Below are 20,429 nucleotides of genomic sequence, written 5' to 3' on the forward strand. Positions count from 1 at the left end.
CACACTTAGGGGTCGCCCCACCCGACTCGGTTTCGCCCGTTCACGTAAGTTTAAGTGACGAGCGCGAAATGTGGATGGTATGCTCGACGGTTACGAGATGTACGACCTGACCCAGCCGTGGTCACAGGATACGCCGGCGTGGCCGACCTACGACAACCCGAAGGTGTGGTACGAGAAGAGTCTCGACACCGAGAAGGTCAACGGCCAGAAGATCGAGTTCATGAACCACACCGGGACCCACCTGGACGGCGAGAAACACTTCGTCGCTCACGGGCGGGACATCGAACAGGTGGGCCTCGACGAACTCGTCGGGGACGCCGTCGTCGCCGACATCTCCGACAAGGTCGGCGACTACGACGTCTACACGAGCGAGATGATCGAGGACGTCTGTGACGTCCGCGAGGGCGACATCCTGTTCATCCACACGGGCTACCAGGAGTACGCCTGGCACACGGAGAACGCCGACCCCCATCGGTACTTCTGCAAACATCCCGGTCCGAACGCGGAGTTCGCCGAGTGGTGCAAGGAGATGGACATCAACTACCTCATCCTCGACTGTGGCAGTGCGGACCACCCGATGAACACGGTCATTCGGGACATTCGCCCCGAACTGGCCGAGGAAGCGGCCGACCACCTCGGCGTCGACGACTTAGACGAGATCTTCCCGCCGGAGGGGTACCAGCTCATGCACACCGAGCTGTTCCCCGAGGGGACGATCCACGTCGAGAACGCACAGGTGCCCGAGGAACTGCTCAACGAGCGCGTCCAGATCGGCACCTTCCCGTGGCGGTTCCGCGGCGGGGAGTCCAGCGTCTGTCGGTGTGTCGCCTTCAAATAACTCGGAAAACGAGGGTCGTCCGACCGGTTACCGAACGACGAACACCGGCACCGGCGACCGACGCACGACTTTCTCCGCGACGCTACCGAGCAACACGCGAGCGACGCCGTCGCGGCCGTGACTGCCGATGACGATCGAGTCGTACTCTCCCTTCTCGGCTTCCTTGACGATCACGCGGTCCGGTCGACCGCGACCCAGCACCGTGTCGATCTCGCCGTCGTGATCCGCGGCCCGCTGGCGAACCGACTCGAACAACTCCTCGGCGCGTTCGCGCTCGGCCTCCTCGTCCGGCACCTCCCCGGTCATCCCGGAGAACGTGCCGATGTCGCCCTGCCCGATCTCGAGGGCGTGCAACGCGGTGATGTCGGCCTCCGGGAACGTCTCCATGGCGTACTCGAGTGCGTCTTCGGACTGTTCTGAGCTGTCGACCGGTACCAAGACATGGTTCGGCATACCACCCATTTCGAACGCAACCAACATATAGCTTCGCCGAACGCTCCGGTCGCGGGAACGAGCGAAACCGGCCACGAGGGTGAACGCTAAGACCCTGGCCGAGTATCGTGTGGTATGAGCACGATGGACGCGTGCGTCCTCGAGGAGTGGAACGGCCCGCTCTCGATCGACACGGTGGACGAACCGGAACCGGGGCCCGGCGAGGTCCGGGTCGACGTGCGGGCCTGCGGTGTAACCCGAACGATCGAGAACGCGATCGGCGGTGGACTGTCCGACGATCCCGCGCTTACACCACGTATCCCGGGCCACGAGTTCGCGGGCGTCGTCGACGCGGTCGGTGAGGGCGTCGACGGCCTCGAGCCGGGGGATCGCGTCCTCGCGTACTTCTATCTCACCTGCGGCGACTGTGCCCCCTGTCGCCGCGGAGAGGCCAACCGGTGTACGGCGTTCGACGGCTGGTACGGTGTCCACCGCGACGGGGCTTACGCCGAGAAAGCCGTCCTGCCGGCCGAGAACGCCCTGCCGCTTCCCGGCGGGGCGACGTTCGCCGAGGGTGCGATCGCGGCCGACGGGCTCGCGACGCCGCTGCACGTCTGCCGGCGGGCCGCCGTCGACGACACGGATACGGTGCTGGTGATCGGCGCCGCTGGCCGGGTCGGAGTCCATCTCTCGCAACTGGCCGCGCGCCGCGGGGCACGGGTGCTGGCCGCGGACGTCGTCGACGACCGCCTTGAGCACGTCGACGCCGTCACGGACGGTGCGGTCCAGCCGGTCGACGTCCGGGGTGATCCCGACGACGTTGCACGACGCGTGCGGAAGGCTGCCGGCGGCGAGCGCAACGGGCCGAGCGTCGTCGTCGACACCGTCGGCGACGTGGAGACGCTGCGGGCGGGTTGGGACGCGCTCGCGATGGGCGGCCGGGTGGTCTCGCTGACGACCCACCACGAGCGCGCGTTCGGGCCGCTTCTGCGGGAGTTCGTCGAGAAGGAGGCAGCCGTCCTCGGCTCGCGGTACGCCACGAAAAACGAGGTCGTCCGGGCCGCCGAGTTGCTCGCCGACGGCCGGATCTCCCCCGTCGTCACGGAGCGGGTCGGCCTCGAGGACGTCCCGGACGTCCACGAGCGGATCCGATCGGGCGAGAGCCACGGGATGGTCGTACTCGAGCCCTAGTCGTCGGTCGGTTCGGGCTCCGGACTCGGCGCCGCCTCGTGGTCGGAAGCGGCCTCGTCCCGCGGGAGAACGGCGTTCAACACGAGTGCAGTGACGCCGCCGACGAGCAGGCCCGAGCCGAGCAGCACCTGTGCCTCGTCGGGGAACTGGGCGATCGCGTCGGGGCGGACCTCGACGCCGACGCCGAGCACGACGGAGACGGCGACGATCGTCAGGTTGCGCCGGGTCAGGTCGACCCGGTTCGCGACGATCCGGAGGCCGATGGAGAAGATCATCCCGAACAGGACGATCGCCGCGCCGCCGAGGACGGGATTGGGCATCGCCGCGACCACGGCGGCCACCTTCGGGACGAGGCCCAGCAGGACGAGGAACCCGCCACAGATCGCGACGACGAACTTGCTGGCGACCCCGGTGAACCCGATGAGCCCGACGTTCTGGGAGAACGACGTGTTCGGGAAGGCGTTGAACAGGCCGGCGAACATGCTCATCGCGCCGTCGGCGAACAGTCCACCCCGCATCTCGTCCGAGGTCGCGCGGCGGCCAACGGTGCCGGTCGTCCCCTCGACGTCGCCGATCGTCTCGATCGCGGTCACGACGTAGGCGAACGCGACCACCAGGATCGCGCTCGGGTGGAACTCGACGCCGTACTCGAGCGGGACGGGGACGGCGATCCAGCCGGCGTCGGCGACCCCCGAGAGGTCGAGCAACCCGAGGGGGACCGCCACGACGTAGCCGATCACGACGGCGATCAACACGCTGGCGATCGAGAGCAGGCCCTCGAAGTACTGGTTGAACCCGACCGCGACGACGAAGACGAGTCCGGCAAGCGCCAGGTTCTCGAGGTAGCCGTAGGTCTCCGCGCCCGGGCCGCCCGCCGCGTAGTCGATCGCCGTCGGGATCAGCGTCAGGCCGACGAGCATGACCACCGTGCCCGTGACGAGCGGCGGGAAGAACCGCTCGAGGTCGTCGTAGAAGTAGCCGATCGCGATCTCGACGGGCGCGGCGACGATGACGGCCCCGAAGATCGCCGCGAGCCCGAACGTCGACCCGATGTCGATCAGCGGCGCGACGAAGATCGCGCTCGTCCCCATGACGATCGGCAACTTCGCACCGACGGGGCCGACGGAGTACACCTGGACGACGGTCGCGACGCCGGCGACGAGCAGCGCCATCTGGACGATGTAGGTCGTCTGTGCGCCGTCGAGACCGATCGCCCCCGCGATGACGAGCGGCAACGCGACCGTCGAGAGGAACATCGCCAGCAGGTGCTGGAGCCCGAGCGGGACCGCTTCCGACAGCGGCGGTTCGTCGTCGATATCGTACGCGATCAGTTCGGTCTCCGGTTCCGTCGCTTCGAGTTCGTCACCTGTAGCCATGATATAGTGTAACATTCAACAAACCATATATAAATCTTGATGACGTTCGGTCTGGCCTGACGGTCAGGCCCCGTAACGCATATTGCCGGGTAGCCGGATATCCGGACGATGAGCACGCTCCGCTCGAGAGCGACGAGCGAGCAACGGCCGCTGCCGTGGTCGGCGATCGCCGCCGTGGGAACTGGGTTGTTCGGGCTCGGACTCGCCGTCGGCGGCTACGGGGCCTACGTGTCACTGCTGATAGCCCGCGGCGTGTCGCCCGACGCGGCGGGACTCGGCATGTCGCTGTTCCTGTTCGGGCAGTTCGCCGCCGTCGTCCCGGCTGACCTGATGACCCGCCGGACGGCCGTCGAGCGCGTCGCCGCAGCCGGGTTCGTCCTGGCCGGGATCGGAATCGGCCTCGGGGCCGTCCTGACGCTCGAGGCCACCTACGCCTCCCGACTCCTGCTGGGACTCGGCCAGGGGGCCGCGTTCGTCGCCGGAATGAAGTACGTCGGATTGCGGACGACCGGCGCGGACACCGCGACCGCACAGGGAATGCTCGGCGCGCTGTTCACCCTCGGACTGGCCGTCGGCCTCGCCGCCGGCCCCGTCGTCGTGCCGTGGGCCGGCCCGGCGTTCCCGGCCGTCGGCGCGGCCGTGGTCGCGCTCGCCGGCGGCGCGTTCACCGCTCGATTGGCGACGGTCGGCCCCGACGCGCGAACGGTCCTGGGGGCCTACCTCGAGCCGTTCACCTCCGCCGGCGGGCTGGCGCTTGGGTTCGGCAACGTGGCCACGTTCGGGTTCCTGATGGTCGCTTCGACCTGGTACGCCGAGGTGGTCGCCGACGCGGCGCTGCCCGGCACCGCGGTGCTCGTCGGGTTCGCCCTGGCGACAGTGCTCGGCCGGGGCGTCGGCGGCTGGCTCTCGCGGACCTACGGCGAGCGGGCGACCGTCGGCGGGACGCTGCTGGGACTCGCCCTCGTGCTCCTCGGACTCGCGGCGGCGATCGACGTCGACTCGGCGGCCGGCATCACCGCCGGCCTGGTGTTGACCGGGTTCGGCTTCGGCGTGCCGTTCGGACCGCTGTTCGGCCTCGCGTTCTCGGAACTCGCCGACGACGCCGGCGTCACGCTCTCGGGGATGATGCTCGTGGGCAACGGGGCCGCGCTGGCGTATCCCTGGCTCGTCGGGCGCTTGCTGGCCGCGACGGACGGCTACGCCGCGGGGTTCGCGGCGATGGGCGCGACGGTCGGCGCGATCTGGCTCTGCTGGCGGCGGACCGTCGGCGGCTGAGAGCGGAATTCCGGTATTCGATTCCATCGACCTCGAGCGGCGAGTAAGTTTAAGTGACATAGATTCACTGACATAGGTATGACCCCCTCGCTGACATCGCTGTTCGATCGGGCCGACGCGACCAGTTCCGACCACGACGCGGACGCGGACGCGGACACGGACTCGAGTTCGGACGGCGACTCCGCGACCGACGCGGCTACCGACGGCGCGATCGACCGCGAGCAGTGGCGAACGGAAGGCGACGCCCTCCTCGACGCGGACGGCGACGTCGAACGGCCCCGTGAGGGGACGCCATTCGGCAGCGCCACCGCCGAATCGATCATCGTCAGCTACCTGCAGGGCTCGAGCGACCCGATCTTCGTCGTCGACGCGGAAGGGAACTTCACCCACTCCAACGAGGAGTGTCGGGACCTGTTCGGTCGGGTACCGGGCGAACTGATCGGCGACAACCTCTTCGACTACGACGAGGCCGACAACACGGTGATGCGGGAGGTGCTCGACACCGGCGAAGCCATCCAGAACCTCGAGGGCGAGGTCGAGGTCGACGGCGAGACGGTCCACGTCAGCCGGACCTTCTTCCCGCTTTTCGACGCCGCGGGCGAACTCGCGGGCGCGATCGAGATCAACCGCGACGTCTCCGAGCGAGTCGAGGCCGTCAACCGCCAGGAGACCCTAGAGGAGTACCAGGACTACCAGGACGAGGTGATCGAGGCGTTCAAGGGGTGGACCGACCGGCTGAGTCGGGGCGACTTCACCGTCGACCCCGAGGTGCCGGAACCCGACTCCGACCTCGAGGAGGTACAGCGGGCCCACGAGCGGTTCTCGGAGATGGCGGCGGACCTGGGGACCGCGATCGAGAGCATTCACGACGCGCTCGCCGACGCCCGCGACACCGCCGAGGAACTGGCCGAGATCAGCGACGAACTGGTCGCGGCGGGCGAGGAGACGACCTCGGCGACCGAGGAGATCGACGACGCGAGCGACGCGGTCGACGAGATGGCAAGCGAGCAGTCCGAACAGGCGACGATCGCCGCGAAGAACGTCTCGAACCTCGCGGGCGCAGTCGAGGAGATCTCCGAGAACGCGGCCCGGATCGAGGGGCGCGCGGCGACGGCAAGCGAGCGAACCCAGGAGGGGGTCGACGACGCCGAACGCGCCCTCGAGCGGATCCGCGAGGCGATGGCGGCCTCCGAGGAGAACGTCGAACAGGTCCGGCGCATCGAGGATCGGATGGACGCGATCGGCGAGATGGCGGAGTTGATCGCGGACGTGGCAGACCAGACGAACCTGCTTGCCCTGAACGCGAACATCCAGGCGGCCCACGCCGACGACTCCGGCGACGGGTTCGGGGTGGTCGCAAACGAGATCAAGGGACTGGCCGACGAGTCGAAGGCGACGGTGTCCGAGATCACCGACGATCTAGAGGAGTTGCGGGACGGGATCGACGAGATGACGGCGGCGATCGAACGGAGCAACCGGACGGTCGAGGCCGGGGCCGACGCGGTCGAGGGGGTCGTCGACCACATCGAGGAGATCGAGGACGCCGTCCGCGAGACCGACCGCGAGATCGAGGCGATCGCCCGCGCCGCCGAGGAACAGGCCGAGGACACGGCGACCGTCGAGGACGTGGTCCGGGAACTCTCCGAGCGCAGCGACGAGATCGAACGCCGGATGGCCGACGTCTCGACGAGCATCGAACAGCAGACGGCGACCGTCGACCGGGTCGTCGACGTCTCGGAGGCGATCGACGGGATGGCCGCCGAGATGGAGGGGACGCTGACGGGCTTCGAACTCGAGTCGGAGGGCGCTTCCCGGTCCCGGTCCCGGTCCCGGTCCCGGTAGCGGGCCGGGAAAAGGATCGGCCTCTCAGCGCGGCTGTACCGGCAGTTCGACGTGTGTCGCGTAGTCGGCGTCGTGGTGGACCGTGTTCGTCGCCACCTCGTACTCCCGGTCGTCGTACAGCGGGCCGCCCGTGTTGTGGTTGACGTCGTACCGTGGGTAGTTCGACGAGGAGATGTCGAGCCGGATGCGATGGCCTTCGCCGAAGACGTTGGCCGTCGGGTACGGCTCCATGTAGAACTCGTAGACCTCGCCGGGCTCGAGGAGGTCCGGTTCGTCGCGGTAGCCACGGTAGCGGCCCCGACAGATCGAGTCACAGAGGTTGACCGCGAAGCCGTTCGGATGCTCCTCGCTGGGCGGGTACTCGTCGATCAGCTTCGCCGTGAAGTCGGTGTCCGGGGCGTCGGTCGAGCCGTAGACCCGCACGCGGATCGGGCCCACGATCTCGAGCGGCTCCTCGAGCGGCTCCGACCGGTAGACCAGGACGTCGTTGCGCTCCTCGAGCGGGCCGTAGGGCGGTTCCGCGCCGAACGTGTCGGGACGGGTCCGCTGGTCGAAGCCGCCGCGACCGGTGATGTCCTGGAGTTTGCGCTCGCTCAGCGGGTACTCGAGGAGCGACTCCTCGCGGGGTTCGTAGGTGATGTACGACGAGCAGTTGCCGCCGATCGTCGGCACGGGGTCGCGGGGGTCGAACTCGTAGCTGGTCGCGGAGTCGGAAACGGTCGGCTCCTCCGTCGAGAGCCGGCCGTCCTCGTGGATGTAGTAGGTCTCGAACTCGGTGTCGGGGAGGGGCCACTCCTCGCTTTCGGCCCACTCCCCGCCGTGGAACAGGCGGCCGTCGCGGGTCTGTGAGCCGTCGCCGGTCCCCATCCGGAAGTACTGGACCGTCGGCTGATCCGACCAGGTATCCTTCCCTTTGAGGTAGTGGTCGAAAAAGCGCAGGCGCGTCTCCTGATAGTCCCGCAACGCCTGCTCGCCGAACTCGAGTTCCCCCGAGTAGGACTTGTTCCAGGAGGGCAGCGGATACGTGTTCCAGCCGTGGGTCCACGGCCCCATCAGCAGGTAGTGGTCGCTGTCTTTGCGGTCGGCAAGTCCCTCGAAGTTGTCGCAGGTCGCCTTCGTGTAGGAGTCGTACCACGCGCCCGCGTAGACGGTCGGCACGTCGGCCATCTCGTCGTAGTAGGCCTCGAAGTTGAGACCGGGTTCCTGCCAGAGTTCGTCGCTTGCAGCACCCTTCGTCATGATGTCGAACGTCCACTCCTCGTAGTCGGGGATGTGCCGGAGCGGCGACTGGCCGCGCTGGACGGGGCCGTTCGCGAGAACGTCCCGCACGTCGACGTTCGCGAGTCGCTGCTGAACGTCCTCGTCCTCGAGGGCTCGCTTCGCGAACCCGCCGCCGAGCGTGAGCGCCCAGCACAGCCACCGGAGTTCGAAGGTACCGTTGTGACGGAAGGTGGCCTCCCGCCCGTTCGCGGCTCCCTGGTTGACGAACATCGCCTCGAGGTGGGGCGGGTCCTGGGTCGCGAGCGCGGTCTGGACCCAGGCACCGTAGGAGGTCCCGATCGTCCCGACCTGCCCGTCACAGTAGGACTGGTCCGCGAGCCACTCGACGGTGTCGTACCCGTCCTCGGGTTCGTTGACGAAGATGTAGTAGTCGCCCTCGCTTTCGAAGCGACCGCGGCAGTCCTGGATCGCGACGACGTAGCCGCGCTTTGCGAACCACTCGCCGTGTCGTTCCATCCGCCCACGCTTGTTGTACGGCGTCCGGTCGAGCAACACCGGCTTCGGTTCGGCGATCGGCTCGCCCGTCTCCGGATCCGCCGGCCGGTAGATGTCGGTCGCGAGTTCGACCCCGTCCCGGGTTTCGATCGACACGTCTAGCTCAGCGGTCACTGCGTACTCGGGATGAGATACCATCACACTAACCGATGTGGGCGGAGTGTAATAGTTATTCCCCAGTGGGGAACGTGGCGACCGACCCGAAGACGCCTCGGAACGAGGACCTCTTTCCGACGGTAATAGCCGTGCACGGCCGACAGAACGGCGGTATCTTTATGGGCGTTCGCTTAGTTTTCTTGACTCAACCTGTCGAGTGTGGACACTCGACACGGTAGCAATCCAGGAGATGGAGATATGACTGACCAAAGCGAGACTTCGAACGAGATTCGGACGGACGGCGGGGACGTATCCCGCGAGGAGGCGTCGTTCGTCGAGTACGGCATCGAGGACAAACCACCGCTCGGTGAATCGATACTGCTTGGCATCCAGCACTACCTGACGATGATCGGCGCGACGGTCGCGATCCCGCTCGTGCTCGCGGGCGCGATGGAGATGCCGGCCGGTGAAACGGCACGGCTTATCGGGACCTTCTTCGTCGTGTCGGGGATCGCCACGCTGTTACAGACGACGGTCGGGAACCGGTACCCGATCGTGCAGGGCGGGACCTTCGCCCTGCTCGCCCCCGCACTGGCGGTGATCGGCGCGCTCGCCGCGGAGGGCGTCGGCTGGCAAACGACCCTGCTCGAGTTACAGGGGGCGATCATCGCCGCCGCGACGGTCCAGGTCATCCTGGGCTACGTCGGGGCGCTTGGCAAACTCAAGTACTACCTTTCGCCGGTCGTGATCGCGCCGGTGATCGTGCTGATCGGGTTGTCGCTGGTCGGGGTCCAGGACGTGACCCGACCCGACCAGAACTGGTGGCTGCTGGGACTGACGCTGTTCCTGATCGTGCTGTTCTCACAGTACCTCGATCGGTACAGCCGATACGCGAAACTGTTCCCGGTGCTTCTCGGAATCGTCACCGCCTGGGTCGTCGCGGCAATACTGTCAGTAACCGGTGTGTACGGACCTGAAACGGTCGGCTACGTCGACACCGGCGCGATCGCCGAAGCGTCGGCGATCCAGGTCATCACGCCGCTGCAGTGGGGGATGCCCCAGTTCACCCCGGCGTTCGCCGTCGGGATCTTCGCCGGCGTGCTCGCTTCGATGGTCGAGAGCCTCGGCGACTACTACGCCGTCGCCCGGATCGCGGGCGTGGGCGCGCCAAGCGAGAAACGGATCAACCACGGCATCGGCATGGAAGGTATCGGTAACATCATCGCCGGTATCATGGGGACCGGCAACGGGTCGACCTCCTACGGCGAGAACATCGGGGCGATCGGCATTACCGGCGTCGCCTCCCGGTACGTCGTCCAGATCGGCGCGATCGTCATGCTGATCGTCGGCTTCGTCGGCTACTTCGGGGCCCTGATCACCACGATCCCGAGCCCCATCGTCGGCGCGCTGTACATCGCCATGTTCGGACAGATCGCGGCGATCGGTCTCTCGAACCTCCGGTACGTCGATCTCGACGCCTCCCGGAACGTCTTCATCATCGGCATCGCGTTGTTCCTGGGGCTCTCGGTACCTCAGTACATGGACAACGTCGGCGGCGCGGCCGAGTTCCAGCAGATCGCCGCGGACGCGGCGCTCGTCGGACCGGTGCTCGGCCAACCGCTGATCGCCGACACCATCTTCGTGATCGGATCGACCACGATGGCCGTCGGCGGCATCATCGCGTTCGTCCTCGACAACACCGTCCGCGGGACCCGCGACGAACGCGGCCTCACCCAGTGGGAGCAACTCGCCGAAGACGAAGAGGAGTTCGTCACGTTCTTCGAGTCGATGCGCTCCTCGGACGAGCCCACTCCCGTCGACAGAGCCGACTAACCCAACCGCGACCCCTCCTCGCTGGGAAAGTTTGATAACGAGTCCCCCATCAGTGCCGGTAATGCCGAACCGAAACGGTCTCGACCTCGAGACGGGCGAACGTCTCCATTACCGCGGCGGGCTCCGGGACGGCGACGAAATCGCGGTGACCGACCGTCGCGTCCTCCTCGTGCGGACCGACGAGGTCACGAGCGTCCCCTACACCAACGTCAGCGAAGTTACCCACGAGTGGATCGACTGGCTGCTGGTCATCATGAGCCTCGCACTCGCGGCGTTCGGCGTCTACTCGGTGTCGGAGAACGCCCTCGTCGGGCTCGGACTGACGGCGTTCGGTCTCTGGAGCGTCTATCGAACCTACCGCGACCGGGACCGGATCCGCATTCACACCCACAGCCAGGCGAAACCGATCGACGTCTATCCGGAAGACGTCGACCGACTCTACGACGAACTCGAGCCGGCGATCGAGGCGGTCAAGGAGGACCGCGAGCCGGACGAGCACGGCGAGCACGGTGAGCGCGGTGAGCGCGGCGAGCCGACGTCCTGAGCACGCTATCCCGTCATCCCGGCACCTCGTCCTCGCGTCATCTCGCCCCATCGTCACGCCATAACAAACTCTTTCTCGGATCAGGTCGAACGTCCCCGTCATGTCCGACGACGAGAACGACGACCGCGACGACCACAGTCACGCGGATCTCCTGTCCCTCGAGGACGCGATCGACCGGTCGCTCGCTCGCCGCGACGCCCTTCTCGAGGATCGCCCGGCGACGACCGTTCCGCTCGAGCGAATCGCCGGCCGGATCCTTGCCGAGGACGTGGTCGCCGACGCCGACCGGCCGGCGACCGACCGGGCGACGATGGACGGCTACGCGTACGCGGCCGCCGACGCCGAGGCGGGACCGCTCGAGGTCGTCGACCCTGCCGTCTACCCCGAGAGCGAACCGCCCGCGCTCGAGCCCGGTCAGGCGGTCGAGATCGCGACCGGCGCACCGCTCCCCGAGCGGGCCGACACGGTCGTCAAACGGGAGGACGCCGTTCTCGAGGACGGCCGTCTGGACGGCCCCGACCTGGCTCCCGGCACCTACGTCTACGAGCGGGGGTCGAACCTCGCGGCGGGTGAGCGCCTCTACGCGGCCGGCGACCGACTCGACGCCGCCGACGCGATCCTGTTGCGGGACCTCGGCCGCGAGTCGGTCGCGGTCGCGGACCCGCTTTCGATCGGCGTACAGGCCACCGGGACCGAGATCCACGAGGGGAAACACACGGATCTGGACTCGCCGATGCTGTGCAACCTCCTCCGGGCGTGGGGCCACGACCCCGACTACGAGGGATCGGTACCGGACGAGGGCGACCGCGTCCGGGAACGGATCGACGACCTCGCCGGCGACCACGACGTCGTCGTCACGACCGGCGGAACGAGCGTCGGCGAGAAAGACCACGTGATCGACGCGCTCGCGTCGCTCGGCGAGGTCGACTTCCACCGGGTTCGGCTGCGTCCCGGGAAACCGATCGCGATCGCGTCCCTCCCCGACCACGACGCCGTCGCCGTCGCAGTCCCCGGGAAGCCGATCGGCGCGTACGTCAGTACGGCGCTGGTCGCCCGGCCCCTTTTCACCGGCGAACGGCGGCCGGCGACCCTCGAGCGGACGTTCGGCGCGGACGTCGGCCTCGGACCTGCGGGGTTCACGTACGCGATCCCGGTCACTCTCGACCCCGATGGCAAGGAAGCGAACCCGCTCGGCCACGCCGACTCCCCGCTGTCTGTCTACGAGGAGACGTTCGATCCGAGCGTGCTCTCCTCGAGCACCCGGGCGGCGAGCGCGGACGGGTTCGTGCTCACGACCGACCCGCTCGAGGCCGGCGAGCGGGTCGACGTGGTGCCGACGACCGCCCTCGAGTGACCAGGGGGTGACGATAGGAAAGTTTTTGACGCGACGACTGGATTGTCATGGCACCGCATGACAGACAGCGATCGGATTCTCGATGGCATTAGAGTCGTCGATCTCACGACGTTCGTCACCGGCGGGTTCTGTTCGCTGATGCTGGCGAACCAGGGTGCCGACGTCGTCAAGGTCGAACGACCCGGCGCGGGGGACGACAACCGACACTCCGGACCGCCCTTCATCGACGGCGAGTCGCCGTACTTCTGGACGGTCAACTACGGGAAGAAGAGCGTCGAACTGAACCTCAAGAGCGAGGCCGGCCGGGAGGCGCTGTACGACCTCGTGAGCGAGGCCGACGTCTTCCTGCAGAACTACCGCCCCGGAACCGCGGAACGACTCGACGTCGACGAGGAGACGATCCGCTCGCACAACGAGGACATCGTCTACTGTGCGATTTCGGCGTTCGGCCAGACCGGTCCGTGGCGGGAACGGCCCGGCTACGACCTGATGATCCAGGGGATGAGCGGCATCATGAGCGTCACCGGTGAGGAGGACGGCAGACCAGTGAAGGTCGGACTTCCGATGACCGACCTCATCACCGCGATGTGGGCCGCGTTCGGGATCTCGAACGCGCTCTACCGCCGCGAGTTGACCGGCGAGGGCGAGTACATCGACCTCGGGATGTTAGACGCCACCCTCCCGTGGCTGACCAAGCAGGCCGGAAAGGTGTTCGCCGGCGAGTCACCCTCCCGGATGGGGACGAAAGACCCCGTCCTCGCGCCCTACCAGACGTTCGAGACCGCCGACGGCTACATCAACGTCGCCTGTCTCAACCAGAAGCTCTGGCGGACGTTCTGCGAGGCGATCGACCGGCCGGAACTGGCCGACGACGAGCGCTTCGAGACCAACGGCGACCGCGTCGAGCACATGGACGAACTCGAGGCGGAACTCGAGGAGCGACTGCGCGAGTTGACGACCGACGAGTGGATGACGCTGCTCGTCGAGGACGCCGGGGTTCCAGCAGGCCCCGTCTACGAGGTCGAGGACGCCCTCTACAACGAACAGACCGAGGCCCGCGGGACCACGACGACGATCGAGGACCCCGAGCGCGGCGAGATTCCCGTCGTCGAACACCCGCTCAACTACGACCGGGCCGACAGCGGCTTCGAGTCGCCGCCGCCGCAACTGGGCGAGCACAACCGCAGCGTCTTCGCCGACCTCGGGTACGACGAGGACGAACTCGACGCCCTCGAGGAGCGGGGCGCGTTCGGCGATTCGGCATGACCGACGTCGGCGTCGCGGGAGCGGGGATGACGGCGTTCGAATCCGAGAGCGACGCCGGGGCGCTCGAACTCGCCGAACGGGCGGCCTGGCGCGCCCTCGACGACGCCGGGGACGTCGCGCCCGGGGACGTGACCTCGGTCCACGTCGGGAACATGGCCGCCGAGGCGTTCGACGAGCGAACCGGCCTCGAGAACGCGCTCTGTGGCGCGCTCGGCGTCGACGGCGCGACGGCGGACCGGATCGAGAATACGAGTGCGAGCGGGGCCAGCGCCGTCCTCCGGGCGGTCGACGCCGTCCGGGCCGGACGGTCGTCGGTCGCGCTGGTCGTCGGCGTCGAGACGATGTCGGCGGTCGACACCGACGATGCGACCGAACTCATCAGCCGGCTGGTCCACGACCGCGAGTACGAGCAAGGGCTGACGCTGCCCTCGTTCGCCGGGCTGGCGGCCGACCGCTACCTCGAGACGACCGGCGCGGACGAGGACGCGCTGGCGGCCGTCGCGGTCAAGAACCACCGCAACGGGGCTGCAAACCCCTACGCGCAGTTCCAGCGGGAGATCACGGCCGAGGAGGCACGCTCGTCGCCGGCGGTCGCGGACCCGCTGCGACTCTACGACTGCTGTCCGACCAGCGACGGGGCCGCGGCGATCGTTCTCCGGGCCGGCGGGGACGACGACGTGGAACTCGCCGGCGTCGCGGGCGCGACGGGCACCCACGCCGTCGCCGAGCGACCGGACCCGCTCGCCATCGAGAGCGTCTCGCGGGCCGGCGACCGCGCGTTCGCCGATACCGGCCTCGAGCGCGAGGCCGTCGACGTCGCCTGCATCCACGACGCGTTCACCGTCCTCGAGTTGCTCGAACTCGAGGAGCTGGGGTTCTACGACGGCGGACGGGCGTGGGAAGCGACCCTCGAGGGCGAGACGGCGCTCGACGGCGACTTACCGGTCAACCCCGGCGGTGGGCTCAAGGCCCGCGGCCACCCGCTCGGCGCGACGGGGGTCGCACAACTCGTCGAACTGACCTGGCAACTGCGTGGCGACGCCGACGCCCGGCAGGTTGCGGGCCCCGAAACCGGACTCGCGCTCAACGTCGGCGGGTTCGGCAACAACGCGATCTGTACGCTGCTCGAGGCGCGCTGACGGCCGAACGAAACCGCGGAGAGGCCACGAACGCGAGCGGAATCCAGCCACCGGACCACGAACGATGACCACGACGAATTCGAACTCACGATCGAAGACTGCGACAGGAACAGGGAACGAAACACAGCCCCCACGGGACGTCTCGACCGATCGCGCGTTCGCCTGTCCCGCCTGCGACCACCGCTGGTACTACACCCGCGACCGGTGCAGCGAGTGCGGGTCGGAGAGGATCGACACCTACCGCCTCGAGACGGGGGAGGTGCTCGCGACCACGACGGTCCACGCCACCCCGCCGAACGTTCGCTCACCGAACCGGCTCGGGCTCGTCCGGTTCGACGGCGTTTCCCTCGTCGCCCAGCTCGAGGGGGACGTGTCGACCGGCGACGACGTTCGCTTCGGCGAGTGTACCGTCCTCCGGGGGAACGGGGACGGGATTCCGGGTCGCCGGCTCGAGCCGATGGAACCGGCCGACTCGGCGGAGTGAACCGAGAACGGCTGTCGGGACTCGAGGCGTCGTATCCGGGTTAGTTACCTACTGATTCGTTATATTTCTGGGTATGTAACAGACGAGGTATCATCTATTATTTCTGTTATTCGAGTCGCGTCGATCGCTCCGTTACTGGTCCGAAAATTTCCCTATAGCACCCTCAAGTCCCTCTACAGAGATATTAGGCCCCGAAATAGGGCGAGAATACCTATAGCACGCTTCGCTACCCGAAACCCGGATAACTTCCGTATATAGCCCCTCGAAATCTCATTTCGGGATTACTCGCCCGACATCGCCAATATATATTTTATCTGAGTATTCCCAGACATAGACTCGAATTAAAAAATATATGTCAGCAAATAGTTCTAGACGAGTAATCCAAAACCGGGACGATACGAGACCGAATCGACACCGGGACCCACCGCGTCGGACGACCGGGCGACTCGAGAGACGATTCCACGGGCACCCACGAAAAAAACGAGCGGTCGGTTCGAGTTCGCACGACAGCACCGCGGACGCGGCTACTCGTCGGCCATCGCGCCGTCGACGGTCAGTTCCACGGTGAAGTCCCGGCCGGTGGCCCCCTCCGGCGGGTTGAGGTACCCGATCGCGTACCCGGAGTAGGCGGTTCCGGCCTCGAGACTCACGTCGAAGGAGGCGACGGCGTCTGGTTCGCCGGCCGGCCGGATCGACAGGGAGTAATCGCCAGCGGGCACCGCGAGGTACTCCGTCTCCTCGCCGAAGGCGAGGTTCTCGAACAGCGGGTCCTCTCCGGCGTAGATGTCGACCGCCGGCGCGTCCGGCGACGCGTGGACTGCCCGGACGAGTGCCGAACCGGCATCGACCAGCACCTTGGGACGGAAGGTTCCGGGCTCGAGTTCACCGATCGCCGCGACGGTGTATATCGCGGAGCCGAACGTGACCTGGTCGTCGAACGCGACCGTGTCGGGATCGTCGGCCGCGGTGATCGTGACCTGATACGTGCCGGGGGCGATCTCGAGGTACGGCGAGACGTCCCCGTAGGCGACGTCGGCGAGGACCCGATCGCCCTCGACGTAGACGTCCACGTTCGGCGCGTCCGGCGAGAAGTGCGCGACGCGAACCGCCGCTTTCGGGGCTTTTCTCCGCCCCTCGTGATCGTCCTCGGTGGATCCTTTCCCCCCATCCGTCGGTCGTTCGTCGTCCTTGTGCTCTCCTCTGGCGAAGACGGTGCCGCTGGCGGCCGTGAGACCGCCCGCGACGCCGATCGTTTTGAGCGCTGCACGTCGTGATACGGGCATGATGCGACCGAGTAGGAGGACCGTGATTTGAAAAAGCCAGTAGTCAGTATGGCTGGTTGTTCCCTCGTTTCCCTGCGTTAGGGTCGGTAAACGCCGTTCGAGGGACAGCCAGCGGCGTCTCAATGGGGGACCGAACGGTTCGGGACGGTGAAACCCTGAATTCCGGCCCGTAACTTGCAAGTAACGGCTTCAAGCAACCCGTCGAGACGAGTAAGCTCACCGTACACGGGGGAAAGCCCCTGCTTCCGGCGGCTCCGTCCCGTGCTGTCGCCCCCGCCGGCCCGTGCTCGGCCAACGGTTATGGGAGCGGTCGTGATACTCGCGTTCATGTCCGAACAGCTCAAAAGCGCCCGCGACGATCTCGAGCAGGCGGAGAAGACGGCCGACGACGAGGTCCGGGAGGACATCCGCGAGACGGCGGACGCGTTCGCCGACTACGTCGTCGGGGACCACGCGCCCGACCACGCGGTTATGGACCAGCACCTCAACGACCTCCGACAGCTCAGCGAGCAGGTCGACGGCAACACCGAGGACCGACTCGAGAGCGCGCTCGAGGCGGCGGAGGAGTATCGAGAGGGGATCGACCAGGCCTGATTCCGCCGACGTTCAGTCACGGCGCGGGCTTCCGTGCAGTTACGTCGCCGAGTGCCGACCTCGCGAGAGCACGGGGTGAACTAGTCGAGTCGCTCGAGCACGGCATCTCTCTCGTAGGCCAGCGACAGCGACCGCGAGCGGCCGCGGCCGTCGACATCGGCGTACTCGGCCTCGATCAGGCCGAGCTGATCGAGTTTGTTGACGATCTCCGAATAGCGGGTGTAGCCCAGGCCGGTCCGCTCGTGGAACTCGTCGTAGACGTCGCCGGCCTGGTCACCGTCGTTGTGCGCGATGACCTCGAGCAGCGTCCGCTCGTTGTCGGTCAGTCCCGAGAGGCTGCGAGCGAGGTTGACGTACTTCGAGGTCTCGTAGGCGTCCTCGACGTCCTCCCGTTCGACGGTGCGGCTGGCCCGCATCTCGGCGTTCAACCCGGCCCGGCGCAGCAGGTCGATCCCGACCCGGAGGTCGCCGCTCTCGGCGGTGAGTTCGGCGACGTACTCGAGGGTATCCCGCGAGATGACGCCGTCGTGGAAGCCGCGTTCGACACGTTCTGCGAGGATGTCGACGATCTCGGGCTGGTCGTAGACGGGGAAGTAGACGTCCTCGGGCCGGAAGACGCTCTGGACCCGCGAGTCGAGTTCGTCGATGACGTCGAGGGCGGGGTCCGAGGAGACGACGATGACGCCGATCTTCGCGCCGGGATACTCCTCGTGGGCGCGCAACAGCGAGTACAGCGCGTCGGAGGCCTCGTTCTCGTAGAAGAGGTAGTTGACGTCGTCCAGGGCGACGACGAGTACCTTGTCCTCCTCGACGAGTTTCTCGGCGATCTGGCCGAACAGCTTCTTGAACGAGATGCCCGACGACGGCGGCTCGTACTCGAAGGTGCCCTCGAACAGCCGGGAGAACACCGAGTACCGCGTCGAGTTGACCTGGCAGTTGACGCGAATGGTGCGGACGTCGCTCGTCTGGGCGCCCACCTCGTCGAACAGCTTCTGGATCGCCGTCGTTTTCCCCGTCCCGGGCGGCCCCCGGACCATCACGTTCAGGGGCCGCGAGCCGCGGACGGCCGGGCGCAGGGCGTAGGTGAGACTCTCCATCTGGCCCTCGCGGTGTTTGAACGTCTCGGGGACGTAGTCGATTTCGAAGACGTGCTCGTCTCTAAACACGGATTCGTCCCACGACAACATCCCCTCCTCGGGGTCGTCTGCCATCACTTTCACCACGCTGTCGGAGCTACTTAGTTGTTCGCAGCGAACAGGTCAGCGGCGTTCGATCCGCTCCGTTTCGCGCTCGAGGTCGGCCGAGTCGATCCGGCCGCCGTGGACCATCCGCACGTGAGCCCGGACGAGACGGTCGATCTCCTCGTCGCTGCTCGAGCGCAACAGGAACTCGCAGTCGCCTTCCGAACACTCGAACTGGTAGGTCACACCGTACCAAGACGGTGATCGCGGGAACGGCTGGGCCTTGCGATCGACGGCCGCAGGGATCAGACCCCAGCCGATGCCATCGTGAGCGCGCCCGCACGTAGAATTACGGATCCCCGCCCGTTCTGTCCTGATATGGGAACTATCGACGTGGCCGACCTGCTTCCCGCCGAACGGCTCCGGACCGCGGCCCTCGAGGGCGAGATCACCCAGATCCATCGCGGCGACCCCCACGCGGCCGAGGGCGACACCTTCGAGATCGCGGACACGACGTTCGAGATCCGCGAGGTGACCGAGCGGCGACTCGGCGACCTCACCGACGAGGACGCCCGCGCGGAGGGGTCGCCGGACCTCGAGTCGTACAAACGACGGATCGAGCGCACCCACGATACGGAGTGGGACAACGAGGATACCGCCTACCTGCACCGGTTCGAACCGGTTTCGTAGGCCGCCCCCGGAAAATCAGGGTCAGCGTTGCTCGGGCGAGCCGGGTCGGGCGTCCCCGCTTCGATCGATCTCGACCCCGGTGATCTCGAAGCGTGCACCGCCGTCCTCGCCCGTCGTCGGGGAGATGGACCAGTCGTGACCGTGGACGATCCGCTGTACGATGTAGAGGCCGAACCCGGTGCCGTCGTCGCTCGTGGTGTACCCGCGACGGAACACCTCGTCGTCGGCGTCGTCCGCGTCGTCGGGAAGGCCGGGCCCGTCGTCCGCGACGTAGAAGCCGTCGGGAAGCGTGCCGACCGTGACGGTCACCGATTCCGTAGAGTCGGTATCAGCGTGTTCCACGGCGTTCCGAAAGAGGTTCTCGAGTAGCTGGCGGAGCCGTTCCCGATCCGCCTCGAGCACGGCCCCCTCGTCGACCGAGACGGCCAGGGTTGCCTCCTCCGTCGCGACCGTCTCCCAGGCGTCTTCGACCGTCTCCCGCAATGGGACCGGGACCGTCTCCTCGACGAGTTCCCCCTGGCGGGCGAGCGCGAGCAATTTCTCGACGAGCGAATCCATCCGCTCGAGGGCCTCGTCCATCTCCGCGAGGTGAGGCTGTGCGTTGTCGTTGGCCGCCGAGCGGGCCAGTTCCAGGCGCCCGCGGGCGACGGTCAACGGGTTCCGCAGGTCGTGGGAGACGACGCTAGCGAACTGCTCGAGTTCGCGCTCGTACTCCAGTCGGTCGAGCGCGGCGGCCGCGTGGGAAACCAGCAACTCGGCCAACTCGAGGTCCTCCGGGGAGAACGCCCCTGGCTCCTCCGAAGCGGCCTGGAAGACCCCGTGGTCGCCGATCGGGACGCTGAGTCCGGACTCGTAGGCGGCCTCGGGTTCGGCCTCCTCGACGCTCGAGAGTTCGTCGAACCGGGAGGACTCGCGGGTCCGGTAGGTCAGTCCCGAGATGCCCTCGTCGATGCTGCTCGTGGGCGTGACGCCGTCGTCCGGTAGTCCCGACGACTTCGCCCGGACGCGAAGCGTCTCGCCCTCGGCGAGCGTGATGATACAGGTATCGAACTCGAGAACGGTTTCGGCGGCGTCGACCGTCCGTCGGCAGACCTCGTCCGCGGAGTCGGCCGACTGGAGGTCGAACGCCACCTGGTGGAGTACCTGGATCGGGTGCTCCTCGTTCCCACCACCCCTGGTACGAGTCATCTCCCTGACGTTCCAGAACCACCGCATTAATTGTTCGATTCGCGGTA

The 20,429-nt window shown here is 67.2% G+C and carries 19 protein-coding genes; 12 read left to right on the forward strand and 7 right to left on the reverse strand.

From position 1 onward, the window contains the following. The first annotated feature begins 79 nt into the window (after positions 1-79). On the forward strand, positions 80-838 hold the full coding sequence (locus CHINAEXTREME_RS03565; RefSeq protein ID WP_007141095.1) for a cyclase family protein: 759 nt from the start codon (positions 80-82) through the stop codon (positions 836-838). Positions 839-865: 27 nt separating this feature from the next. Here the strand turns inward: CHINAEXTREME_RS03565 and CHINAEXTREME_RS03570 are convergent, their stop codons facing one another. Next, entirely contained in the window at positions 866-1,291 is a 426-nt protein-coding gene (locus CHINAEXTREME_RS03570) for a universal stress protein (RefSeq protein ID WP_007141096.1), read from the reverse strand. Between the two features lie 114 nt (positions 1,292-1,405). Here CHINAEXTREME_RS03570 and CHINAEXTREME_RS03575 point away from each other — a divergent pair, with 114 nt between their 5' ends. Then, the gene (locus tag CHINAEXTREME_RS03575; RefSeq protein ID WP_007141097.1) at positions 1,406-2,461 is read left to right on the forward strand and encodes an alcohol dehydrogenase catalytic domain-containing protein; all 1,056 of its coding nucleotides are present in this window, start codon (positions 1,406-1,408) and stop codon (positions 2,459-2,461) included. Here CHINAEXTREME_RS03575 and CHINAEXTREME_RS03580 read toward each other — a convergent pair. After that, positions 2,458-3,837 (reverse strand): uracil-xanthine permease family protein, encoded by a 1,380-nt coding sequence (locus CHINAEXTREME_RS03580; protein WP_007141098.1) that lies wholly within the window; start codon positions 3,835-3,837, stop codon positions 2,458-2,460. The genes CHINAEXTREME_RS03575 and CHINAEXTREME_RS03580 overlap by 4 nt on opposite strands. 108 nt (positions 3,838-3,945) lie before the next feature. Between CHINAEXTREME_RS03580 and CHINAEXTREME_RS03585 the strand changes: the two genes are divergently transcribed. Continuing rightward, positions 3,946-5,112 carry an MFS transporter gene (locus tag CHINAEXTREME_RS03585; protein WP_007141099.1) on the forward strand — a complete coding sequence of 389 codons (1,167 nt, stop codon included), beginning with the start codon at positions 3,946-3,948 and terminating at the stop codon, positions 5,110-5,112. Between the two features lie 78 nt (positions 5,113-5,190). Next, positions 5,191-6,954 carry a methyl-accepting chemotaxis protein gene (locus CHINAEXTREME_RS03590; RefSeq protein WP_007141100.1) on the forward strand — a complete coding sequence of 588 codons (1,764 nt, stop codon included), beginning with the start codon at positions 5,191-5,193 and terminating at the stop codon, positions 6,952-6,954. A 24-nt stretch (positions 6,955-6,978) separates the two neighbouring features. Here CHINAEXTREME_RS03590 and CHINAEXTREME_RS03595 read toward each other — a convergent pair whose 3' ends face one another. Further along, positions 6,979-8,868 carry a CocE/NonD family hydrolase gene (locus tag CHINAEXTREME_RS03595; RefSeq protein WP_029601440.1) on the reverse strand — a complete coding sequence of 630 codons (1,890 nt, stop codon included), beginning with the start codon at positions 8,866-8,868 and terminating at the stop codon, positions 6,979-6,981. Positions 8,869-9,084: 216 nt separating this feature from the next. On the opposite strand from CHINAEXTREME_RS03595, the gene CHINAEXTREME_RS03600 reads away from it, so the two are divergent. The 6 genes from CHINAEXTREME_RS03600 to CHINAEXTREME_RS03625 all read left to right on the forward strand — a co-directional run bounded on the left by CHINAEXTREME_RS03600 (position 9,085) and on the right by CHINAEXTREME_RS03625 (position 15,446). Then, positions 9,085-10,659, forward strand: coding sequence for a uracil-xanthine permease family protein (locus CHINAEXTREME_RS03600; RefSeq protein WP_007141102.1), 1,575 nt, complete (start codon positions 9,085-9,087; stop codon positions 10,657-10,659). 61 nt (positions 10,660-10,720) lie between these two features. Beyond that, positions 10,721-11,203 carry a PH domain-containing protein gene (locus CHINAEXTREME_RS03605; protein WP_007141103.1) on the forward strand — a complete coding sequence of 161 codons (483 nt, stop codon included), beginning with the start codon at positions 10,721-10,723 and terminating at the stop codon, positions 11,201-11,203. Between the two features lie 100 nt (positions 11,204-11,303). After that, the gene (locus CHINAEXTREME_RS03610) at positions 11,304-12,557 is read left to right on the forward strand and encodes a molybdopterin molybdotransferase MoeA (protein WP_007141104.1); all 1,254 of its coding nucleotides are present in this window, start codon (positions 11,304-11,306) and stop codon (positions 12,555-12,557) included. 57 nt (positions 12,558-12,614) lie between these two features. Continuing rightward, positions 12,615-13,823, forward strand: a complete 1,209-nt coding sequence (locus CHINAEXTREME_RS03615) for a CaiB/BaiF CoA transferase family protein (RefSeq protein WP_007141105.1) — start codon at positions 12,615-12,617, stop codon at positions 13,821-13,823. Next, positions 13,820-14,962, forward strand: coding sequence for a thiolase family protein (locus tag CHINAEXTREME_RS03620; RefSeq protein ID WP_007141106.1), 1,143 nt, complete (start codon positions 13,820-13,822; stop codon positions 14,960-14,962). Before CHINAEXTREME_RS03615 ends, CHINAEXTREME_RS03620 begins: the two co-directional genes overlap by 4 nt. A gap of 64 nt (positions 14,963-15,026) precedes the next feature. Continuing rightward, the gene (locus CHINAEXTREME_RS03625) at positions 15,027-15,446 is read left to right on the forward strand and encodes a Zn-ribbon domain-containing OB-fold protein (RefSeq protein WP_007141107.1); all 420 of its coding nucleotides are present in this window, start codon (positions 15,027-15,029) and stop codon (positions 15,444-15,446) included. 524 nt (positions 15,447-15,970) lie between these two features. Here CHINAEXTREME_RS03625 and CHINAEXTREME_RS03630 read toward each other — a convergent pair. Further along, positions 15,971-16,729 carry a DUF4397 domain-containing protein gene (locus CHINAEXTREME_RS03630; protein WP_007141108.1) on the reverse strand — a complete coding sequence of 253 codons (759 nt, stop codon included), beginning with the start codon at positions 16,727-16,729 and terminating at the stop codon, positions 15,971-15,973. Positions 16,730-17,056: 327 nt separating this feature from the next. Here CHINAEXTREME_RS03630 and CHINAEXTREME_RS03635 point away from each other — a divergent pair, with 327 nt between their 5' ends. Further along, the gene (locus CHINAEXTREME_RS03635; protein WP_029601437.1) at positions 17,057-17,323 is read left to right on the forward strand and encodes a DUF7553 family protein; all 267 of its coding nucleotides are present in this window, start codon (positions 17,057-17,059) and stop codon (positions 17,321-17,323) included. A gap of 80 nt (positions 17,324-17,403) precedes the next feature. Here CHINAEXTREME_RS03635 and CHINAEXTREME_RS03640 read toward each other — a convergent pair whose 3' ends face one another. Then, a complete protein-coding gene (locus tag CHINAEXTREME_RS03640; RefSeq protein ID WP_007141110.1) occupies positions 17,404-18,534 on the reverse strand; it encodes an ORC1-type DNA replication protein in 1,131 nt (376 codons plus the stop codon). A gap of 48 nt (positions 18,535-18,582) precedes the next feature. Continuing rightward, positions 18,583-18,750, reverse strand: a complete 168-nt coding sequence (locus CHINAEXTREME_RS03645; protein ID WP_007141111.1) for a DUF1059 domain-containing protein — start codon at positions 18,748-18,750, stop codon at positions 18,583-18,585. A 132-nt stretch (positions 18,751-18,882) separates the two neighbouring features. On the opposite strand from CHINAEXTREME_RS03645, the gene CHINAEXTREME_RS03650 reads away from it, so the two are divergent. After that, entirely contained in the window at positions 18,883-19,194 is a 312-nt protein-coding gene (locus CHINAEXTREME_RS03650) for an ASCH domain-containing protein (RefSeq protein ID WP_007141112.1), read from the forward strand. A 21-nt stretch (positions 19,195-19,215) separates the two neighbouring features. Here the strand turns inward: CHINAEXTREME_RS03650 and CHINAEXTREME_RS03655 are convergent, their stop codons facing one another. After that, positions 19,216-20,382, reverse strand: coding sequence for a sensor histidine kinase (locus tag CHINAEXTREME_RS03655; RefSeq protein WP_238593339.1), 1,167 nt, complete (start codon positions 20,380-20,382; stop codon positions 19,216-19,218). Positions 20,383-20,429 lie beyond the last annotated feature (47 nt).

This window comes from Halobiforma lacisalsi AJ5, from assembly GCF_000226975.2.
Lineage (GTDB): Archaea > Halobacteriota > Halobacteria > Halobacteriales > Natrialbaceae > Natronobacterium > Natronobacterium lacisalsi.